Consider the following 20,809-nt stretch of genomic DNA (forward strand, 5'->3'; position numbering starts at 1 on the left):
TTTACTCCTTAATGGTGTTGGTGTAGTAGCTTAGACTACTTTTTCCAAATTTTTTTGACTTTATTATACTAAAATCTTCAATCATTTGTGGCATTTTATAATCACTAAAATGTTCAAAGATTATTATTAATTCCTGGTTTGTTTGTATCTTTTTTAGAAGCAAGAAGCATTCTTCATATATTTTTTGAAAATTTTTCCTAATAGGAAAGGGAGGATCGAAAAATAAAATTAATTTTTTTTCTATTAAATTTTTTACAATTTGTGGGAGCAGAATAAAACTATCCCCAAAAAAAATATCCATATTAAAATAAGGAAATTTTTCTTTAATATTCTGTGCATTTTGCTTAAGTATTTCAAAAGCTTGTTTGTTTTTCTCGATACAAATAGCACTTTGTGCACCTCTGCTTAGTGCTTCAATTGCAATAGAACCTGTGCCTGCAAAAACTTCAATAAAATGATGACTTGATAGGTCATGATTTAAAGTATTAAAAAGAGATTCTTTTAAAATAGCCTTACTAGATCTTGTGGTTTGTGTTTTGGACATCAAAATAGAATGGCCTTTTAATAAGCCGCCGATAACTCGTATGGTACTTTTATTGTTCATTTTTATTAGTATGTAGAGTTTGATAAATTTTTTTAGAAAATTCTTGCAAAATAGAATCTATTTTTGCTTGGATTTGTGGATCTTTAATATTTAGTAATTCTTTGGGAATGATAGAGTTAGAAGTTAATGTTGTTTTTTTTACTTTCGTGTGATAGAACTCTTGTAAATCCCTAAAGAGACTCGCAGGGGTAAATGGCTTAATAATATCAGCTTGAATTGAACTATTGATGCTACAAAGAGGTTTTGTAATATTTAATGCAATATCAGAAATAATTAGCTCTGCATCTTGATAACTGCAAAGATATTCTTGGAGATAATACTCAAGAGCACTTTGCAGAAGTGTAGATTCGCACATGATACAGATTTTCATTGTGTTTTACTCATCATCATCTGTTGCATAACCGTCTATAGCATGTGCTCTAAGATATTGGATAATAACATCTGCTTCACTATCTGTAGGCATTGCGAATGCCCTCATAGTTGTAAAAATACCTTCCCACTCTAGCATGGTATGTTCTTTCGGAGCGTGTGCAGCATGACACATAGAACAGGTATCATAATAAAGAATTTCTGCATCTGCCCATGCATTTGCTTGATCTTCTGATACTTTGTTTTTTGCAATAGCAATTTCTAAAGAATTTTTATTGTTATCATCATCAAAGATAATAAGTGGCAGCATAGTGTTTTTTGTTGCATAAAGTGTTTTTGTATCTTTATTTTTAAGAAAACCCTGTACTTTGAGGATAATTCTTTCATTATCCTCTTTGACTTTCTCGCCAAATGTTCCTCTTGATATAATTCCTATTTTTTTATTTGCTATAGGATCAAAAACCTCTACTTTGTCATCAATTACATAAAATATTTGTGCTGATGCAAAAAGTGTAAAGCTTGTAAGAATAGTAAGAAATTTTTTCATAGTTAAGCTCCTATAATGCTTGGTGGTAAGATTGATTTATAAGGTTTGATAACTTCATTTTCAAGTTTTTTGATATTTACAAGTGTGGTATTAACAGAAGTTGCTTGTGCCATTTTGCTTGTAGGTCGCGAGGAAGTAAGGACATTTACATGTCCTGAGTTACAGCGTGGATTTTCTTCTGTTGGATTTTCAGGATCATACCAAGCACCCTCTTGAATTGCCACTACATTTTCTCTAATATTATCTGTTACATAGGCACCTGCTAGGATTCTTCCGCGTTCATTATAAACTTCTACTATTTCACCATGTTTAATATTAAGTTTTTTTGCATCATTAGTATTGATCATAACTGGTTCTCTACCCTGGATTTTGTAAATATCTCTAATCCAAGTATTGTCAAGCTGAGAATGCACCCTATATCGTGGATGCGGAGATAGTAGGTGAAAGGGGAATTTTTTTGTATCTTTACTACCTAACCATTCTGCAGGTTCAAACCAAATGATATGTCCTTTGAAATCTGGAAGGTTGTAGGATTCGAACTTTTCTGAAAAAATTTGAATCTTTCCACTTTCAGTAGCAAGTTTATTGTTTATAGGATCTTTTCTAAAATCTGAATGTCTTACATATGTATAAGCATCTTTTGGAATATCAAATTCCACATAACCATCTTTCCAGAATTGGTCAAATTCTTTAAATGATGGACCATCACTTTTTTCATAGAAACTTTGAATCCATTGTAGGTAGGTTTTTCCGCCACTATATCTTTTTGCTAGTTGATCACCCCCAATTTTTTGTGCTAAAAGTCTGAATATTTCAAAATCATCTTTTGATTCAAAATAAGGTTCAATAACTTTTTTCATCGCATAAATTACATTTCTAGAATATGAACCACCAGAACTAATATCATCTCTTTCTAGGGTAGTTGTAGAAGGTAATACAATATCAGCCATTTTTGCTGATGGTGTCCACCATGGTTCATGGATAACAACAGTATCAACACTTCTCAAGGCTTTAATAAGTTCATTTGTATCGGGATGGTGTCCTATGAGTGATGCACCACATACATAAACCATATCAATTTTTGGATAAGTAATTTTTTTTCCTTTAAAATCTACTTCTTTTCCTGGATTAAGGATTGCTTCTGAGACTCTCGAAGCAGGAATTGTATATTTTACACGATTTCTCCCTTGTGCAAGACCTGGGGTTGTTCTGTATCCTGAGTTTGCTTGCCCGCCACCTGCATAGTGCATAGAGAACCCAAAGCCACCACCAGGTAATCCAATTTGACCGATCATGCTTGCTAATGCGATTAATGCCCAGTCTGCTTGTTCACCATGATGTGCTCTTTGCATTGCCCAGTTTCCGGCTAAGAAAGTTCGTGTGGATACAAAAAGCTCTGCCAATTCTTTAATTTTTTTGGCAGGTACTTCTGTGATTTTTTCTGCCCATTCGGGAGTTTTTGGGGTTTTATCAGTTTTACCAAGTAAATAAGGAAGAAACTTTTCAAATCCGTGAGTATATTTTGTAATAAAACCTTTATCGTATTTTTTTGTACGATAGAGATGATACATCATACCAAGCATAAGTGCAACATCGGTATTTGGTCGAATTTTAATCCATTCAGCATCAAACATTTGCGCGGTTTCTGTGTAAATAGGATCAATAGAAATAAATTTCATACCAGATTTTTTATATTTAGGGTAGTAAGTATCATTTATATGATTGGGGACGACATAATCAATACGATTACATTTAAAAAGATCTGTCCCCCACATTACATAAACTTTGCAATTTGCAATCATTTCTTCGTGGGTAGTTTGTAGAGAATAAACTTCCATGTCTCCAACCACTCCAGGGTTAACACGCCCAGCAGCACCATTGCTATATTCTCCGTCAGTACCAACTGCTCCTCCTAAAACAGTATTAAAAAATCTTCCAGCCACAATATTAGAATTATGTAGTCTTCCTACATGCCCCCAACCACCATAACTACCATTGTATATATTTTCTCTTGGAGTTTCTTTGATTTTTTTAGCAAGAAGATCTAAAGCAGTTTCCCAGCTTACCCTTACGAACTCTTCTTTTCCGCGAAGCTCTTTATGGTTTGGTTTTCCTTCAAGATAACTTTTTCTTATACAAGGATATTTTACTCTTGTATTAGAATAAGTTCTATCAATTAATCCTTGAATCATTATTGAAGGATTTGCATCTGTTTTATGCGACTCGATACCTTTGAGAATCCCATCTTCAACTTGAGCATAAAAAGGTCCAAAATGCGTTGCATGTGGTATTTTTTCAATTTTCTTAAATACACCAACAGCCTGAAGAGGTTGCATTTGCAGCGCTAGAGCACTGCCTGCTGTTGCTTTTAAGACAGTTCTTCTTGAAAATGCCATAATTAATCCTTTTTGTTATATTTTGTTATAATAGTAGCATTATAGCAGAAAATAATGAGAGAAAATATGGCCTGTAGATTTTGTCCAAAAATAAAAAAATATGATGTTATTTGGGTAATATTTGTTTGTGTTGCAATGTGGGGCGTAAATAAATATCAAAATTATAAAATAGAACAAAGAGAACAGCAAAAATTTAAAGATTTTGAGTTATTGCAAAAAAAGTGTTTGTATGGGGATAATGGGGCTTGTAAGATCTTATATCAAAAACAATAAAACTATAAAATCACAGTTTAATATTTTCTGGAAGTCTATCTTAGGATATTTGACATTTTTGGTTGAAAAATATATAAAAAATTTTCAACCAATTTTTTATAACTTAATATAAAATATTAATTAAATTTTTAAATTAAGCAATTTGTTGGAATGTGATTTTTTCAGAAAAATCTTTGTAGTATTTAAGATTATTTCCATCTATACTACCTAATGTTTGGTGCATACTAGCAGTATAAATATCGCCAATATGGGTATCTCTTAAGTGGTTAAGTGCTATAAAGTCATAATTTTCATGATCGATATCTATGCGTTTCCAAGATTTATTGATAAAAATTTCTGCTTTATTGTCTGATATTAATTGATTTTGCATTATATTGAAACCAAAAACTTCTCTTGCTGGTATATTAGAAGCTCTACATAATGCTACTAAAATAGAGTTGGCACTAATGCTTTCACCAGATAAAACAAAATTATTTGTATTATCTCTAATAGTTTTGATTTTATTTGAAAAACCTCTCTGTCCTATAGGGATATTATTTTTAATATATGATTCAAAAAATTCTACTTTTTCTGCTTGAGATAAGTTTTTTGCTAAATTTGCAATTTCTTGTATTTTACCATCAGTTCTCACATAACGTGTTTGTTTTAAAAATTCCTCACTTATCTTTGTATCCTTTTTTTCTTGATAAGGATAAAGTTGAAGGTCAAATGACAAGGTTAATTGTTTAAGTTTAATTGCTTCATTTTGATATTCTGTAAAAAGTAGTGGAGAGTCTCCTATAGTAACAATTTTATGAGAACTAAAATTACCTTCTAGCTTAAAATTACTCATTTTTTGATAGTTGTTAAGCAGTGGTAATGGTGTGTAAAGCTTGATTTCCTTAGCAGATTTAAAATCAGCATTATAATTCATACTAATTGTAAAAGTTTTAAAATCCTTTTGAGATGCAAAAAGATTTGAACTTGCTATGGCACCTGTTGCTAAAACACTTGTTTTTAAAAAATCTCTTCTTTCCATAATTAATCCTTAAAATTGAGATGCTAGAAAACTAGCATCTTTGTATTACATTACCAATTCTTCTACGCGCTTGCCATATGCAGGATCTGCTTTTTTGAAGTGCTCGATTTGGCGTTTTTTAATTTCAGCTGGAACACCCTGCATTGCATCTTTGATATTTTGGCAGAGTCTTTCGCGTTCTTCAGGTTTAAGAAGTCTGTAGAGATCTCCTGCTTGTGTATAATAATCAGCATCTTCTGCTCTATAATCATAGTCATAGATATCTATCTCTTTTTGGATTACTGCAGGATTTAACTTTGGTTCTCTTGCTTTTGGATCTTCTTGATATCCTGGTATTGAACTTGGATTGTAGTTCATATAGCCACCATAGTTACCATTTTGCATATAACCATCTCTATGGGTATTGTGTACAGGAACTTTTGGCATATTTACAGGAAGTTGACCATGGTTGATTCCAAGTCTATATCTTGCTGTGTCACCATAAGCAAATAATCTACCCTGAAGCATTCTATCCGGACTATAGCCAATTCCAGGAACAATATTTGCGGGATCGAAAGCTGATTGTTCTACTTCTGCAAAGTAGTTTTCTGGGTTTTTATTGAGTTCTACGATACCAACTTCGATAAGTGGATAATCTTTTTGACTCCAGATTTTAGTAAGATCGAATGGGTGGAATCTATAGTTTTTTGCATCTTTTTCTGGCATGATTTGAACACACATTCTCCATTTAGGGAAGTCACCTTTTTCAATTGACTCATAAAGATCTCTTTGGTGAGATTCTCTATCATTTGCAATAATATCAGCAGCTTCTTTGTTTGTAAGATTTTGGATGCCTTGCATAGATTTCATATGGAATTTAACCCAGAACCTTTCATTTTTTGCATTAATAAAACTGAAAGTATGACTTCCGTATCCATGCATGTGACGGTAAGTCTTAGGAATACCTCTATCGCTCATAAGAATAGTCACTTGATGTAATGATTCAGGGCATTGACTCCAAAAATCCCAAGCAGCTGTCATATCTCTAAGATTACTTCTTGGATTTCTTTTTTGCGTATGAATAAAATCAGGGAATTTTAAAGGATCTCTGATGAAGAAAATAGGTGTATTGTTACCCACTAGATCCCAGTTTCCTTCTTCAGTGTAGTATTTCATTGCAAATCCTCTCGGATCTCTTTCTGCATCAGCTGCACCTTTTTCACCAGCAACTGTTGAAAATCTAAAGAAGCAAGGTGTTTTTTTACCTACTTTGCTAAAAATTTTTGCTTTTGTATATTTTGTAATATCATTTGTAACTGTGAAAACACCATAAGCACCGCTACCTTTAGCATGTACTACTCTTTCAGGAATTCTTTCTCTATCAAAGTGAGCAAGTTTTTCCAAAAACCAAGTATTTTGTAAAAGTAACGGGCCTCTTGGACCTACACTTTGAGAATCTTGATTGTTACCTATTGGTGCACCAGCATCATTAGTCAAAACAAAATTTTTCATGTTTTTTCCTTGTTAATTTGATTTAAATGTTCTTGAATGATATTTGAAAATAGTAAATAGATGATAAAAATTATTCTTTAGGTAAGGTTAGAGAAATCTTAGAAGAAGCATGCCGCTAAACTTTTCTCCTTTATAAAATTCTGCGCGATAGATTTTACCTTTTTTGTCTAGTGAAAATTTTGATATGCAGTCTTTTAGAGAGATATTAATATCTGTCTCATTGGGTTTTAGGGATTTGTCGTTAGGAATTATATAACCGATAATGTTTACGCGGTATTCTTTTGATCCGATGATTTCAAAAGATTTCTTTACATCAACAATACTTCCCATTGCAAATTCTTTTGTGATACCATCTACTTTGACTTGTGCACTCTGTATGCTGTAATCAAAATCCATATATTCTGGGCGAATCTTTGTCATTGCTTTATTGCCATATTTTAAAACTATTTGCTTATCTTTCTTTAAAAAACTGACAATATGTGCTTTGGATTCTGATTTTAACTGATAGAGGTCTTTTTGAGGCAATGGAAAAAAATTAATATTTTCTCTAAGACCATAAAGTGGTAGAGTAATAAGATTTTCTATTTTTAATGTTAGGTCTGTATTATTAATAAGATAATAAAGCTTATTTGGTGTAAGGTTAAAATTTCTTTCAAATTTAATGCCTAATTGATGCATTAATCCTTCTAATGCAAGTAAATGATAATATACACGTTCTTCTAGAGAAAGATTTTTTGAAGCTTCATTGGCAATAGCAGTTTTTTTATTTTTGATAGCAAAATAGGTGAGGGCTTTTTCCATTTCTACATCACCTTTTGCAGTTTTTGTATTTCTTTTATGATATTTATGTTCTGGTTTAAGAATATGTTTATTGATATATATAATCATATTATCAGCAATTTTTCCGAGCTCTGGAAATCTAGATTCTTCTAAAAAATTTTGATCCACAATGCAGCATGCTCCCCATCTATTAGGATTTGTGATATTGTTGATATAAGTAGGATTATAAAATCCACTGCCATCATGGAGATGTAAAATCGCATCTACTTGTGGGTTTGTAATTAAAGTTTTAATTTCTTGGATAATTTTATATTCTGGATCATCTTTTTTAAGAGTGTCAAATTTTCTATTCATGTCTCCATAAATTCCTCTGTGATTATGAAGCATAGAATGTTTATTTAGTACGGGCACTACCCAAACATTGCCTGTAAGAATCTTATAGTGCATTAAAAAAATATTTGTAGCATTAAATCCTCCGGGTTCATCGCCTTGTATTCCACCAATAAGCAATAAAGTAGGTGAAGTGTGAGTTTCTTTTTTAACAACATCAAAATCTAATACGAAGTTTTTGTTAGGTTGTTTGGCATTAAGAAAATTGAAAAAAAAGAGGAGTGTGAGAAAAAAAAGTGTAGATTTCAATTTTTATTCCTTAAATAATCAAAATAACGATTGATTTGGGATAGGTTTGTAATTTTGTTTGAAAAATCATAAATTATAAATTTTTGGGATTATAGCAAAAAATACTTGTATAAATCTAAAGTGTTTATGGAATAAAAAGTGCTTGTATTGAGATAGTTTTGTTTTCAAGGAGTGAAATAATGGCTAATGAAGATATGTTGGAAATGTTTAAAAAGCATTTGAAGGATATAGATGGAGCAAATTTTGAAACCAGAGGTATAGAGCGATCTAAAATGAAAAATGTTAAATTTGGCGAGGATATTAAAAGTGCAAATGAATTAATAGGTGCACTGCAAGTAATGGATATTACGCTAAAAAAAATTCTTATGGAAGCACAAAATATTGATGAGGATTTTGAAGAAAATACAATGCAATACAACAAAGTGAGTTATAACATTGGCCAATTAGTTGATAAATGTAGTTTTATGGGAATGGGGCTTTTTGATGTTGTGATGAGTACAGAATTTGGGGGCAGTATGATTTCTTTTGATATTTCTTCCCCTATGGTATTTGTTTTACAAAAAGATTTTGAGAGTTTAAAAATATATTTGCAGGATAAGAGGGAGGAGATTAAGAGTAAATTAAGTTTAATTAGCAAGAGGATTTCTGGAGATAATGATGAGGAAGAAATAGTAGATTCTTTTAATTCTTTTAGTGCTAAAGATTTTGCAAAAATGTTTAAAAATATTTAATGTTTTTGGTAGAATCTCATAAAAACACCAAACAACTAAAGGTTTTTTATGTTGCGATTTGCCCCATCTCCTACAGGTGATATGCATATTGGAAACTTGCGTGCAGCGGTTTTTAATTATATTATCGCCAAACAAAAAAAAGAAAAATTTCTTATTCGTATTGAAGATACGGATTTTGCAAGAAATATTGCTGATAAGGATAAAGAGATATTAAGTATTCTGAATCTTTTTGGACTTTTGTGGGATGATCTTGTATATCAAAGTAATAACTTCTCTAAACATCAGCAGTTTGCTAATTTTCTTATCAAAAAGGGCAGAGCATTTTATTGCTATTGTACAAAAGAATTTTTAGAATCAAAAAAGCAAGAAGCTATAGAAAAAAAAATTCCTTTTAGATATGATGATTCTTGGGCAGAATTGCAAAAAGAGCAAAATCCTAAGCCCGTAGTGCGTCTTAAATGTCAAGAAAAAAAAGTGTCTTTTGATGATGAAATCAAAGGGCATATAGAATTTGAATCTAATGAATTGGATAGTTTTGTAATTTTACGAGACGATGGAATACCTACATATAATTTTGCATGTGCGATTGATGATATGCTTTATGATATATCTTTTATTGTACGTGGCGAGGATCATGTTAGTAATACTCCTAAACAAATGATGATTCAAAAATATCTAGATTATCACAAAGAAATAAAATACGCACATTTACCGATTATTTTAGGTGAAGATGGTAAAAAAATGAGTAAGCGTGATGCAAGTTCATCAGTACAATATCTTTTATCAGAAGGATTTCTTCCTCAAGCAATACTTAATTATCTCATTGGTATGGGGAATAAAACGCCAACAGAAGTTTTTGATCTCAAAGAAGCTATAGAATGGTTTGATATTACGCACATTGCAAAATCGCCAGTAAAATTTGATCTTAAAAGATTAAGATATTTAAATAGAGAACATTTTAAGCGTTTAAATGAAAGTGATTTTGCTCTTTTGCTTGGAACGACAGATTTAAGTATTGGGGGGTTGGCAAAATTATTTTTGCAGGAAGCTAGCACATTAAATGAAATTCGTACAAAAATTGATTTGATTTTTTCACCAAAAGATATCTATAAACTTTATGAAAATCAAGATTTTTCTAAAGAATGTCAGATGCTTTTTGCAACCTTAAAAACTATGCTTGCAAATAAAGATTATGCAAAAAGTGATTATGAGGAATTTAAAAAAGATGCGATGGAGCAAAGTGGTTTGAAGGGAAAAATGTTTTTTAAACCTTTGAGAATTTTACTTACAGGAGATTCTCATGGTTTGGAGCTTGATATGCTATTTGTGTTTATTCGTATGCATTTGCAAAAGATTGTGATGATTGTTGAATAGGAGAATAGGTGGGTATTTTGCTTTTTTTGATTAGTATTTATGGTTGGGTGGTCGTAATTTCAGGCCTTTTTGAGTGGTTAAAATTAGATAGCAAAAATATTTTTGTCAGATTTGTGTATCAGATTACTCATCCTGTATTAAATTTTCTTCGCTCTCATTTTCCTTTGCAATATCAGGGAATGGATTTTTCTTCTCTTGTTTTAATAATTATTTTATTTTTAATTAGAGAATTTATACAATTTTTAATGACATTATCATGAAAAAAATTATTTTATTACTTTGTTTTATTGGTGGGATTTTTGCAAAAAGCGTTACATTGGATTTTTTACAAAAGCAACCAAGGGGAGTAGTTAGAGATTTTTATATTTGGTATTTTATTGATCAAGATAAAACTAGTATTAATGAAGCCAAACAGGCCTACGAACTTGTGTTTAGAAAAACTCCTCGCATAGAAAAAGCAATGGAAAAAAAAGGGATTATTCATGAAATGCCTCGTGATATTTATTGTAAAAAACTTGATTTTGATTTATTAAAACAAGAAGATGCACAATGTATTGCGTATGGTTTGAAGCTTAGTATGGTAGCGACGCTTTCAGACAATGATGCTGCACAATTGTTAGTAACACTAAAAGATACGCAACCAAAACTTTATGAGCAAATTAAGATTCTAAGAGATAAAAATGTATTGTATGCTCTTTTAAATACAACACCAGAAAATTTTGCAAATATTTTCAATAGTTTGAGTTATGCGCAAAAAATTGTACTTTTGGATAGTAAAAAAATTGACCATAAGGCTTTATTAAAATTATTGGATGAAAATTTTGCTGCATTTAATCGTGTTATTACTACAATAATATTAGATTCTAGGTTTTATTTTGTCAAAGAAGCTTTAGGTAAAATAGAGGTAAAATCTTCTGATACTAATACTTTTTTCTTACTCGGAATTAATGAATTAATGTTAAAAACTCCAAATATTTCTAAAGCATTACGATATTTTGAAAAATCTCAAAAAGTGGCTATTGATCCTTTTATGCAGGATAGAGCATTGTTTTGGCAATATCTTATTTCTGAGGATAAAAAATTTTTAGAGCAGCTTGCAAAAAGTGGTTTTGTGGATATTTTTTCTATTTATGCAAATCAAAAACTAGGTACAACACCACAATATGAAGTGGTGACCTCATTGGATAATATTTCTACTAAAAAATCAGGCATGGATATTACAAATCCTTTTGTCTGGCAGAATCAACGTTCAAAAATTACAGAGTTAAATGGTGAAGATTATATAAAAAGTTTGAAAGCATTTTATCATCAAGACACAATCCCTCATTTGATTTATTTTTTAAATCGTCAATATCGTTATGGTCGCAATTATTTTTTATTTGCCTATGATAATCCTAGAATGTGGAAAAATGACGAGGAAAAGGCGATGACTTATGCAGTGGCACGTCAAGAAAGTCAATTACTTCCCGCCCTTGTTTCAAGTTCTTATGCTTTAGGGATTATGCAGATTATGCCTTTTAATGTTAAGCCTTTTGCCGAAGCATTGAAAATGAAAAATATCACCTTATTTGATATGTTTGACCCAAAAATTGCATTAAAATTTGGTACTTTTTATTTAGATGAATTAAGAGAAGAGTTTAAACATCCTTTGTTTGTGGCATATGCGTATAATGGAGGACCAGGATTTTTGCGTCGCACATTAGCAAAAAAACAACTTTTTTTAAAAAATCGAAAATATGAGCCATGGATTTCTCTAGAATTATTACCGTATGAAGAATCTAGATTTTATGGAATGAAAGTTTTAGCAAATTATATAATTTATGCAGAAATATTGAATAAAAAAATTAATATTAAAGAGCTACTTGATCAAACTTTGCAATTTTAGAAAGGAATTGAAATGATAAAAAAATGTTTATTTCCAGCCGCAGGATATGGTACAAGATTTTTGCCTGCAACAAAGGCAATGCCAAAAGAAATGCTTCCTATTGTCAATAAACCTTTGATTCAATATGGTGTTGAAGAGGCGCTAGAGGCAGGGTGCACAACTATGGCGATTGTAACAGGTAGAGGGAAAAGAAGTATTGAGGATCATTTTGATATTAGCTATGAATTAGAGCATCAGATTCAAGGTACAGATAAAGAAGAATATCTCAAAGAGTTGCGTCAAGTGATGAGAGAATGCACTTTTTCTTATACACGACAGAATAAAATGCTTGGTTTGGGGCATGCGATTTTGACAGGTGAGAGTTTGATTGGCAATGAAGCTTTTGCAGTAATTTTGGCAGATGATTTGTGTGTGAATAATAATCGTGGAGTTTTGTCACAAATGATCGAACTTTATAAACGCTATAAGTGTAGTATTGTAGCGATTGAGGAAGTAGATCCTAAAGAAGTGGATAAATATGGAGTTATTGCGGGGGATATGATTGAAGAAAATGTCTATCGCGTAAATTTTATGGAGGAAAAACCAAGGGTTGATAAAGCGCCTAGTAATCTCGCAGTTATTGGGCGCTATATTTTAACTCCAGATATTTTTGATATTTTGCGTGTTACAAAACCAGGAAAAAAGGGGGAAATACAAATCACAGATGCTTTGATGGAGCAGGCAAAAAATGGTAAGGTTTTAGCATATAAATTTGAGGGCATGCGCTATGACTGTGGTAGTATTGATGGTTTTGTAAAAGCTACAAATGCATTGTATGCAAAAATGCAATAAGGAGATATTTTAGACTTGTATAATTTGCATTTTTATCTTTTATTTTTTGGTATTTGTTTATTTGTTTTTATTCCTGTAATGATAATAGTTTTTGTAACTTTATGGTTACAGGCACCAAAAAAACCAGAAGCGCCAAGTTTAGATTCCCTTAATGCGCAAGCTAAGGCTGCAAAAAGTGATGAAGATGCTACACAAATTTATAGTTTATTTTCTCAATATTTTTTAAAAACTCCAAAAGAGGAGGAAAAAGCTAAAGTGTGGATGCAAACACTTGAAAATTTAGTTTCAATCTCTGTGGCAAATATTGAAAATATTATCAAATTTCAAGAAGAAATTGAGAGAGCAAACCCGGAAAAGCAAAAAGAAATTAGTGCAATGATTGCAAATCTTTTAAAAATGAAAAAGAAATAAAAGGAGTGTTGATGGATTATTTAAAAATATTAGGTCGACAAGACATTCAAGGTTCTGTTTTGATTAGTGGAGCAAAAAATGCTGCTTTGCCTTTACTGGCTAGTTCTTTGTTGTTTGAAGATGGATTAGAGGTTTCAAATTTACCTGATGTTGTGGATGTAAAAACTTTAGTGCGTTTATTGGAATATCTAGGCTGTGGAATTTTGTGGAAAGATGCACATAGTCTAAGAATTGATGCAAAAAAATTGGTACATACAAAAGCAACTTATGATATTGTAAGAAAAATGCGCGCATCAATTTTGATTTTAGGGCCTTTGTTGGCGCGTTTTAGAAAGTGTGAAGTAAGTTTACCTGGTGGTTGTGCAATTGGTGCAAGACCTGTGGATTTACATATCAAGGCTATGGAAAAAATGGGTGCTGAAATTACAATTGAAAATGGTTATATTACTGCAAAGGCACCAAATGGGTTAAAAGGGGCACATATTACTTTTGATAAAATCACAGTTACAGGCACAGAAAATGTTTTAATGGCAGCAGGACTAGCAAAGGGAAAAACACAAATTATTAATGCAGCTAAAGAGCCAGAAATTGTGCAACTTTGTGAATTATTGCAACAAAGTGGTGTGGAGATTGAGGGGATTGGTACAGACACTTTGGTGGTGCATGGTAGAGATGGCGAGGCGTTAAAATCTCAAAAAATTAGCGTTATTCCTGATAGAATTGAAGCAGGTACTTATATGTGTGTTGGCGCAATTTTAAATACTAAACTTACATTAAAAAATGTAGATTCTAGACATTTAGAAAGCGTTAGCGACAAACTAGAAGAAATTGGCTTTGGGATCGAGACTTTGGATAATGAATTGAGTATTTTACCAGCAAAAAAATATAATGCTTTTGAGCTTGTTACATCAGAATACCCAGGATTTCCAACAGATATGCAAGCACAATTTATGGCTTTAGCTACCCAATGTGAAGGGACAAGTATTATTGAAGAGAGATTGTTTGAAAATCGTTTTATGCATGTTAGTGAATTGCAAAGATTAGGAGCACACATTTCTTTAAAAGGTAATATTGCACAGGTTTATGGTCAGACACCTTTAAATGGTGCTGATGTAATGGCAACAGATTTAAGAGCATCCTCGGCTTTAATTTTAGCAGCAATTGTTGCTAAAGGTTATACACAAATTCATAGAATTTATCATCTCGATCGTGGTTATGAAAAAATTGAGGAAAAATTACAAAAAATCGGGATAAAAATAGAGAGATTAAAGGATTGAAGGATCTGAAATGCAATTAAGAAAAGAACATGATTTTATTGGTGAAATGGAGATTAGTGGTGATGTTTATTATGGTATTCAAACCTTTAGAGCTTTAGAGAATTTTTGTATTACTAATAGAAAGCTTGGTGAATATCCTATTTTTGTGGCTGCATTGGCGAAAGTTAAAAAAGCTGCTGCTTTAGCAAATAAAGAGCTAGGGTTATTGGAAGATAAGCTTTGTAATGCAATTTGTAAGGCTTGTGATAAGATTATTGATGGTGAATATCACGATCAATTTGTGGTAGATATGATACAAGGTGGCGCAGGTACAAGTACAAATATGAATGCTAATGAGGTTATTGCAAATTTAGCATTAGAGATTATGGGGCATCAAAAAGGAGAGTATCAATATTGTCATCCTAATGACCATGTAAATCTTTCTCAATCTACAAATGATGCTTATCCTACAGCGTTAAGAATTGCACTTTATGAGCGTTTGAATAATATGACAAAATATATGGAAATTCTTAGGGAATCTTTTGCTAAAAAAAGTGAAGAATTTCAAGATGTGGTCAAAATGGGTAGAACACAACTTCAAGATGCAGTACCAATGACTTTGGGACAAGAGTTTAAGACTTTTGAACTTATGGTAGAAAAAGATATCGAGAGAATCTTAGAGGCAAGAAATCTTATAAGAGTGATTAATTTAGGAGGAACGGCTATTGGGACAGGGATTAATGCACATCCAGATTATAAAAATATTGTTGAAAAAAAGATTCAAGAAATTACAGGACATCCTTTTGTTACTGCACAAGATTTGATTGAGGCTACACAAAGTACTGCAGCATATGTACAAGTAAGTGGTGTGTTGAAACGCGTAGCAGTAAAGCTTTCTAAAATTTGTAATGATTTAAGATTGTTAAATTCTGGGCCTAGAGCAGGACTTAATGAAATTAATCTTCCTAAAATGCAGCCTGGTAGTTCTATTATGCCAGGGAAAGTAAATCCTGTGATTCCTGAGGTGGTTAATCAGGTATGTTATTCTGTGATTGGAAATGATATTACAATTACTATGGCAGCTGAGGGTGGACAATTACAGCTTAATGTTTTTGAGCCTGTAATAGCATATAAACTTTTTGAATCTATTATTATGCTTAATCGCGCAATGGAGACTTTAGCAAGAAAATGTGTGGATGGAATTACTGCAAATAAAGAAGTGTGTAAAAATTTTGTTTTAGGAAGTATAGGGATTGTAACCGCACTTAATCCTTATATTGGTTATGAAAATTCTGCATCTATTGCAAAAGAATCTTTAAATACGGGTAAAAGTGTATATGAAATTGTTCTAGAGAGAGGATTGTTAGCAAAAGAACAGTTGGATGAAATTTTATCTTTGGAAAATTTGGTCTATCCTAAATGATAGTAAATAGACTAGCAATACTGCAAAAACTAAAAGAACTCTATACTTTAAGAGGACTTGGTGAGTGCTATGTGGAGCATCAGGTTTTGCAGTCTAAAATTTCTTGCAGCAATGATACAGATATTAAAAATAAAATTTTACATTGTAAATTGTGTGCAAGAAGTAAAATGGGGGAGGCGGTTTTTGGAAATATGCAACAAAATGCAAAGGTGATTTTTGCAACATTATTGCCAGTGATGAATTCTAGAGGACAATTTTTGCCAATTCGTAGTGTAAAAATTTTACAAGATATTATTAAAAATGTTTTTCGTTTTGCTCCGAGTGAATATAGTATCTTGTCTTTGCTTAAATGTGCAGATACTCCTATAAAGAGCGAAGAAGTTGATTGTTGTAAGCCATATTTTTTTGAGCAAATTAATCTAAGTATGCAGGGGGTAATTTTGTGCTTTGGTGGGAATGAGGCTTTGGAATTTTTTGAGTTAAACAAGAATTGTTTTGGCAAGATTATAAATTTTAGAGGTAGAAGACTTTTGGTAACTTATTCTTTGGGCGAGCTTTTAAAAAACCCCTCATTGAAAAAAGAAGCAATGCGACATTTTATTTTATTAAAAGAGGTTTTATGAGAATCTTTTTGTATTTTTTGTCTTTGTATTTTTTGTGGGGAAAAAGTTACATTATATCGCCATTGCCTACGCCACGTCAAGAGGTTTTGGATATTGTAAATCAGGATTGTAATATCCAATGCCTCCAGAAATTTTATGAACAACAAGAATATTTTTCTTTTGTTGCAAAATTTGATTCAAAGTTAAAAGATCAGGATTTACGTGCTAAGCTTACAGGTATTTTGAGTGAACTTAACTTATTTATGAGTGAAAGTTTTTTTGAAAATATTCAAAATAGTAAAAAAATTAAAATTGCACTTTTGGTTCCAAGAGATGTGGTAGGGCGCTATTCTGCGATTGGAATCAATGCAATTCTTGCATATCTTACAAGTCGTGATGTAACATACTTATTTGAAGTTTTTGATAGTAAAAATGAAGAACTTGAAACATTACATCAAACTTATGAAGAAATAAAACAAAAAAAATTTGATTGCGTAGTGGCAATGTTGACACAAAATGGAGTAGAAAAATTACTTGAGGATACTGAGATTACGTTACCAACTTATGTGCCAACAGTTAATAAAAAACAAGTGATGAGTAAAAATATTCCTGAAAAATTATTTTTTGGTGGAATAGATTATGAAGAGCAAATCAAAATACTTTATGATTTTGCAAAAACAGAGGAAATTGTAGAATATGATGATGCAAGTAATATTGGAAATTGGTTAAAAAGTTTGAGTCAAAAAGTGGGCTTTAATGTAATTTTTGGAGAATCTATTACTAATGAACGAGCAGCAAAATTTTCACAAGATTTAAAAACCCAGGAGGAGATTTTAGCCAATCAAGATGTTTTGTTAAATATCCCCGTGATTAAAACAGGATTAATTTTACCTCAAATTGGATTTTTAGAAGAAAAACCTAAAAGATTTTTATCTACACAAATTAACTATAATCCTTCTTTGTTGATGCTTGTAAAACCTAAAGATCGTGCACAATTTTTTATTGTAAATGCAATTGGTAGGACGAATAATTATTTATTGGGTTATGGATTGTTGTTAGGAAGTGACTTTCAGTATGATTGGGTGAGTTATTCTATTGGTATTGGTGTAGAAATTTTCTTTTTAAATCGTGGTGAAAAAATCAGTAAATTTTTTTCAGAAACTTTGGAAGATGGGCAGATACAATATACTAATAAAATTTATAGAACATACAAAAATAGTTTTAGAGAAGTTAAATAAAAGGAGTTAAATTGAGTTCTAAATTAAAAAAAAGAAAAAAAACACAAAAAGAAATACAAAGAGGCACTTTGGTTGTGTTGTTTATATTGGTGGTTGCATTTTTGGGGGGTAATTTTGGTAATGTCACCCATCATCCTTTTTTGCTTATATTTGCTTGTGTTGTGGGGGCATATATGGCAATGAATATTGGTGCAAATGATGTAGCAAATAATATGGGACCTGCTGTAGGATCAAAGTCTATTAGCATGTTTGGTGCTATTGTAATTGCTGCAATTTGTGAGGCAGCTGGAGCAATTTTAGCAGGTGCTGATGTTGTAAATACTGTAAAATCTGGAATTATCAATCCCTTAGCCTTCAGTGATACAAAAATTTTTATTATGGTAATGCTTTCAGCTTTAGTGTCTGGGGCATTGTGGCTACATCTTGCCACAGTAATTAAAGCACCTGTTTCTACAACACATTCTATTGTTGGAGGAATCTTGGGGGCAGGAATTGCGGGTGGTGGTCTTGATGTAGCGCGATGGAAGGTTTTGATTGAAATTGTAGGGAGTTGGATTATATCCCCAGTCTTGGGTGGACTGATTGCAGCTTTATTTTTATTTTTTATTAAAAAAACTATTACCTATAAACAAGATAAGAAAATAGCAGCCAAAAAAATTGTACCTTTCTTAATTTTCATTATGGTATTTTCTTTTGGACTTTATTTGATTTCTAAGGGTTTAAAAAATGTTATAAAAATAGAGATGCAAAATGCATTGATCATTAGCTTTGTTATTGCATTGATTTTTTATTTTATTACACGACCTGTGATTTCGCATTTAGCAAATCGGCTTGAAAACACAAAAGAAGCAATTAATGCACTCTTTGCTTTGCCCTTAGTTATTGCAGCGGCATTTTTGAGTTTTGCACATGGAGCAAATGATGTGGCAAATGCAATTGGTCCATTAGCAGCAATCAATCAGATGTTAGGAGATTTGAGCAATATAGATTCTCAGGCAAATATTCCTTATTGGATTATGTTGATTGGTGGAATTGGAATTGCATTAGGGCTTGCATTGTATGGTCCCAGATTGATTAAAACTGTGGGATGTGAAATTACTGAACTTAATAAGATAAGGGCATTTTGTGTGGCAATGTCTGCCGCAATCACTGTTTTAGTTGCTTCTGCATTGGGTCTACCTGTAAGTTCTACACATATTGCAATTGGGGCAATTTTTGGAGTGGGATTTTTGAGGGAATATTTAAAAAAGCGTTATAGCAATATGATTCAAACAATTGAAAATGCTCAAAAAACTCCCAACGAACTTGAAAATTTTATTCAAAAATTTCATAATGCAAGTGTTAAACGCAAGAAAATTATGCTGGAAAACTTGAAAAAGAGTCGTCAAAAAGAGATTTTATTGGCAAAAAAAGAGAAAAAGATTTTAAAAAAAGCGTATAAGCAAGAATTGGTAAGACGCAATGCTATTGTAAAAATTGTTGCATCATGGTTGATTACAGTACCAGTTTCTGCATTACTTTCAGCCTGTGTATTTTGGATTTTACAAGCAAGTATATTTGCTTTTTAAGATTCTGTGATAAAATATATTATTTTATGTTTTTAAGGAGTATTTTTGGACCCCTACCACTCGGTTTTGATGTTATTTTTGACATTAATTTTGGTTTTATTAAATGGTTTTTTTGTTCTTTCAGAATTTGCGATTGTTAAGGTTAGGAGAACACGATTAGAAGAATTATCAAAATCCGGGGCGATGAATGCAAATCTTGCATTAAAAGTTACTGGGCATTTAGATACTTATTTAAGTGCTACGCAGCTAGGAATTACACTTTCTTCTTTAGGATTGGGATGGGTTGGTGAACCTGCCGTTGCAAAAATCCTTTATGTCATATTTGAAGATTTTTTTTTGCAAAATAATCTTTTGTTACATACCGTGAGTTTTATTGTTGCTTTTACACTAATTACTCTTTTTCATGTTGTTTTGGGTGAAATTGTGCCAAAATCAATTGCTATTGCTAAAGCAGAGCGTTGTGTGTTGATTGTTGTACGCCCTTTGTATTATTTTTGGTTAATCTTTTATCCTGTGATTTGGCTTTTTGATAGATTAGCAGCATTTTTTTTGAAGCGTTTTGGAATTGAGCCTGCAAAAGAGCAAGAAAGTATTCATTCTGAAGAAGAGTTGAAAATCATTGTTGGAGAGAGTTTAAAAGGAGGATTGATTGATTCTATTGAGGGGGAAATTATTAAGAATGCAGTTGATTTTTCCGATACAATTGCTAAAGAGATTATGACGCCGCGTAAAGATATGATTTGTTTAAGTGCTGATAAGAGTTATGCAGAAAATATACAAATTGTTGTGGAGACACATCATACACGATATCCTTACTATGAGGGAAGTAAGGATAATATTTTGGGAATGATACATATTAGAGATTTGCTAAAAAATACCCTTACACATGATGAAATGGATCTAAAAAATATTTTGCGAGAAATGATTATAGTACCTGAGGGTGCTTCTATTGCTCAAATTTTGTTAAAGATGAATAAGGAGCAAAAACATACAGCTTTAGTGATTGATGAGTATGGTGGGACCGCTGGTTTGCTAACTATGGAGGATATTATTGAGGAAATTATGGGGGATATTTCCGATGAACATGATAAAAAAGTTGAACAGGATTATATAGTTGATGAAAATACTTTTATATTTAATGGGATGATGGATTTGGAAAGTATTGAAGAAATTTGTGGTATTAATTTTGATGAATCTTGCGAACAGGTGACAATTGGAGGTTATGTTTTTGGCTTGTTAGGGAGATTGCCAGTGGTAGGAGATGTGATTGATGATGGTGTTTGTGAGTTTAGGGTTTGTGAGGTTGATGGTGCAAGAATTAAGAAATTAAAATTAAAAAAAATACTTCAAGAAGAAGGACAGGGCGAATAAAC

Annotated in this window: 20 protein-coding genes; 13 read left to right on the plus strand and 7 right to left on the minus strand. The window is 31.8% G+C overall.

Going from position 1 to position 20,809, the window contains the following annotated elements; genetic code table 11:
- Position 1 precedes the first annotated feature (1 nt).
- From rsmD to LW133_RS03845, 4 genes are read right to left on the minus strand one after another with little or no spacing between them, the layout of a single operon-like run.
- Positions 2-604 (minus strand): 16S rRNA (guanine(966)-N(2))-methyltransferase RsmD, encoded by a 603-nt coding sequence (gene rsmD, locus LW133_RS03830; RefSeq protein ID WP_269843734.1) that lies wholly within the window; start codon positions 602-604, stop codon positions 2-4.
- Positions 594-974, minus strand: a complete 381-nt coding sequence (locus LW133_RS03835; protein WP_233076710.1) for a hypothetical protein — start codon at positions 972-974, stop codon at positions 594-596. The genes rsmD and LW133_RS03835 overlap by 11 nt, the downstream gene beginning before the upstream one ends.
- Before the next feature lie 6 nt (positions 975-980).
- The gene (locus tag LW133_RS03840; protein WP_233076712.1) at positions 981-1,520 is read right to left on the minus strand and encodes a hypothetical protein; all 540 of its coding nucleotides are present in this window, start codon (positions 1,518-1,520) and stop codon (positions 981-983) included.
- 2 nt (positions 1,521-1,522) lie between these two features.
- A complete protein-coding gene (locus tag LW133_RS03845) occupies positions 1,523-3,916 on the minus strand; it encodes a molybdopterin guanine dinucleotide-containing S/N-oxide reductase (RefSeq protein WP_233076721.1) in 2,394 nt (797 codons plus the stop codon).
- 54 nt (positions 3,917-3,970) lie between these two features.
- Here LW133_RS03845 and LW133_RS03850 point away from each other — a divergent pair, with 54 nt between their 5' ends.
- Positions 3,971-4,189 (plus strand): hypothetical protein, encoded by a 219-nt coding sequence (locus LW133_RS03850; RefSeq protein WP_233076723.1) that lies wholly within the window; start codon positions 3,971-3,973, stop codon positions 4,187-4,189.
- 133 nt (positions 4,190-4,322) lie between these two features.
- On the opposite strand, the gene LW133_RS03855 is transcribed toward LW133_RS03850, so the two are convergent.
- From LW133_RS03855 to LW133_RS03865, 3 genes are all read right to left on the minus strand, one after another.
- A complete protein-coding gene (locus tag LW133_RS03855; RefSeq protein ID WP_233076724.1) occupies positions 4,323-5,207 on the minus strand; it encodes a transglutaminase domain-containing protein in 885 nt (294 codons plus the stop codon).
- A gap of 45 nt (positions 5,208-5,252) precedes the next feature.
- Positions 5,253-6,698, minus strand: coding sequence for a catalase (locus LW133_RS03860; RefSeq protein WP_233076726.1), 1,446 nt, complete (start codon positions 6,696-6,698; stop codon positions 5,253-5,255).
- 87 nt (positions 6,699-6,785) lie between these two features.
- On the minus strand, positions 6,786-8,117 hold the full coding sequence (locus LW133_RS03865; RefSeq protein WP_233076728.1) for a M99 family carboxypeptidase catalytic domain-containing protein: 1,332 nt from the start codon (positions 8,115-8,117) through the stop codon (positions 6,786-6,788).
- A 179-nt stretch (positions 8,118-8,296) separates the two neighbouring features.
- Between LW133_RS03865 and LW133_RS03870 the strand changes: the two genes are divergently transcribed.
- The 12 genes from LW133_RS03870 to LW133_RS03925 all read left to right on the plus strand — a co-directional run bounded on the left by LW133_RS03870 (position 8,297) and on the right by LW133_RS03925 (position 20,807).
- Complete coding sequence (locus LW133_RS03870; RefSeq protein ID WP_233076730.1) at positions 8,297-8,848, plus strand: flagellar FLiS export co-chaperone; 552 nt, start codon at positions 8,297-8,299, stop codon at positions 8,846-8,848.
- 48 nt (positions 8,849-8,896) lie between these two features.
- The gene (gltX, locus tag LW133_RS03875; RefSeq protein WP_233076732.1) at positions 8,897-10,222 is read left to right on the plus strand and encodes a glutamate--tRNA ligase; all 1,326 of its coding nucleotides are present in this window, start codon (positions 8,897-8,899) and stop codon (positions 10,220-10,222) included.
- Between the two features lie 8 nt (positions 10,223-10,230).
- The gene (locus tag LW133_RS03880) at positions 10,231-10,482 is read left to right on the plus strand and encodes a YggT family protein (RefSeq protein WP_233076741.1); all 252 of its coding nucleotides are present in this window, start codon (positions 10,231-10,233) and stop codon (positions 10,480-10,482) included.
- A complete protein-coding gene (locus LW133_RS03885) occupies positions 10,479-12,107 on the plus strand; it encodes a lytic transglycosylase domain-containing protein (RefSeq protein WP_233076750.1) in 1,629 nt (542 codons plus the stop codon). The genes LW133_RS03880 and LW133_RS03885 overlap by 4 nt, the downstream gene beginning before the upstream one ends.
- 12 nt (positions 12,108-12,119) lie before the next feature.
- On the plus strand, positions 12,120-12,938 hold the full coding sequence (galU, locus tag LW133_RS03890) for a UTP--glucose-1-phosphate uridylyltransferase GalU (protein WP_233076752.1): 819 nt from the start codon (positions 12,120-12,122) through the stop codon (positions 12,936-12,938).
- A gap of 15 nt (positions 12,939-12,953) precedes the next feature.
- Complete coding sequence (locus tag LW133_RS03895) at positions 12,954-13,349, plus strand: hypothetical protein (protein WP_233076754.1); 396 nt, start codon at positions 12,954-12,956, stop codon at positions 13,347-13,349.
- Between the two features lie 11 nt (positions 13,350-13,360).
- Positions 13,361-14,626: a UDP-N-acetylglucosamine 1-carboxyvinyltransferase gene (murA, locus tag LW133_RS03900; protein WP_233076763.1), complete on the plus strand. Its 1,266-nt coding sequence runs from the start codon at positions 13,361-13,363 to the stop codon at positions 14,624-14,626.
- A gap of 10 nt (positions 14,627-14,636) precedes the next feature.
- A complete protein-coding gene (aspA, locus tag LW133_RS03905) occupies positions 14,637-16,028 on the plus strand; it encodes an aspartate ammonia-lyase (RefSeq protein WP_233076772.1) in 1,392 nt (463 codons plus the stop codon).
- A complete protein-coding gene (locus LW133_RS03910; RefSeq protein ID WP_233076774.1) occupies positions 16,025-16,651 on the plus strand; it encodes a uracil-DNA glycosylase family protein in 627 nt (208 codons plus the stop codon). Before aspA ends, LW133_RS03910 begins: the two co-directional genes overlap by 4 nt.
- On the plus strand, positions 16,648-17,868 hold the full coding sequence (locus tag LW133_RS03915; RefSeq protein ID WP_233076776.1) for a hypothetical protein: 1,221 nt from the start codon (positions 16,648-16,650) through the stop codon (positions 17,866-17,868). The genes LW133_RS03910 and LW133_RS03915 overlap by 4 nt, the downstream gene beginning before the upstream one ends.
- Positions 17,869-17,879: 11 nt before the next feature.
- Positions 17,880-19,436 (plus strand): inorganic phosphate transporter, encoded by a 1,557-nt coding sequence (locus LW133_RS03920; protein WP_233076778.1) that lies wholly within the window; start codon positions 17,880-17,882, stop codon positions 19,434-19,436.
- Between the two features lie 69 nt (positions 19,437-19,505).
- Positions 19,506-20,807 (plus strand): hemolysin family protein, encoded by a 1,302-nt coding sequence (locus LW133_RS03925; protein WP_233077012.1) that lies wholly within the window; start codon positions 19,506-19,508, stop codon positions 20,805-20,807.
- Positions 20,808-20,809 lie beyond the last annotated feature (2 nt).

Source organism: Helicobacter anatolicus (assembly GCF_021300615.1).
Taxonomy (GTDB): Bacteria; Campylobacterota; Campylobacteria; order Campylobacterales; family Helicobacteraceae; genus Helicobacter_H; species Helicobacter_H anatolicus.

What these genes read in the sequence shown, in the direction of transcription:
- rsmD (WP_269843734.1), bottom strand. Translation starts at nt 604, where the DNA reads ATGAACAATAAAAGTACCATACGAGTTATCGGCGGCTTATTAAAAGGC.
- LW133_RS03835 (WP_233076710.1), bottom strand. Translation starts at nt 974, where the DNA reads ATGAAAATCTGTATCATGTGCGAATCTACACTTCTGCAAAGTGCTCTT.
- LW133_RS03840 (WP_233076712.1), bottom strand. Translation starts at nt 1,520, where the DNA reads ATGAAAAAATTTCTTACTATTCTTACAAGCTTTACACTTTTTGCATCA.
- LW133_RS03845 (WP_233076721.1), bottom strand. Translation starts at nt 3,916, where the DNA reads ATGGCATTTTCAAGAAGAACTGTCTTAAAAGCAACAGCAGGCAGTGCT.
- LW133_RS03850 (WP_233076723.1), top strand. Translation starts at nt 3,971, where the DNA reads ATGAGAGAAAATATGGCCTGTAGATTTTGTCCAAAAATAAAAAAATAT.
- LW133_RS03855 (WP_233076724.1), bottom strand. Translation starts at nt 5,207, where the DNA reads ATGGAAAGAAGAGATTTTTTAAAAACAAGTGTTTTAGCAACAGGTGCC.
- LW133_RS03860 (WP_233076726.1), bottom strand. Translation starts at nt 6,698, where the DNA reads ATGAAAAATTTTGTTTTGACTAATGATGCTGGTGCACCAATAGGTAAC.
- LW133_RS03870 (WP_233076730.1), top strand. Translation starts at nt 8,297, where the DNA reads ATGGCTAATGAAGATATGTTGGAAATGTTTAAAAAGCATTTGAAGGAT.
- gltX (WP_233076732.1), top strand. Translation starts at nt 8,897, where the DNA reads ATGTTGCGATTTGCCCCATCTCCTACAGGTGATATGCATATTGGAAAC.
- LW133_RS03885 (WP_233076750.1), top strand. Translation starts at nt 10,479, where the DNA reads ATGAAAAAAATTATTTTATTACTTTGTTTTATTGGTGGGATTTTTGCA.
- galU (WP_233076752.1), top strand. Translation starts at nt 12,120, where the DNA reads ATGATAAAAAAATGTTTATTTCCAGCCGCAGGATATGGTACAAGATTT.
- murA (WP_233076763.1), top strand. Translation starts at nt 13,361, where the DNA reads ATGGATTATTTAAAAATATTAGGTCGACAAGACATTCAAGGTTCTGTT.
- aspA (WP_233076772.1), top strand. Translation starts at nt 14,637, where the DNA reads ATGCAATTAAGAAAAGAACATGATTTTATTGGTGAAATGGAGATTAGT.
- LW133_RS03910 (WP_233076774.1), top strand. Translation starts at nt 16,025, where the DNA reads ATGATAGTAAATAGACTAGCAATACTGCAAAAACTAAAAGAACTCTAT.
- LW133_RS03915 (WP_233076776.1), top strand. Translation starts at nt 16,648, where the DNA reads ATGAGAATCTTTTTGTATTTTTTGTCTTTGTATTTTTTGTGGGGAAAA.
- LW133_RS03925 (WP_233077012.1), top strand. Translation starts at nt 19,506, where the DNA reads ATGTTATTTTTGACATTAATTTTGGTTTTATTAAATGGTTTTTTTGTT.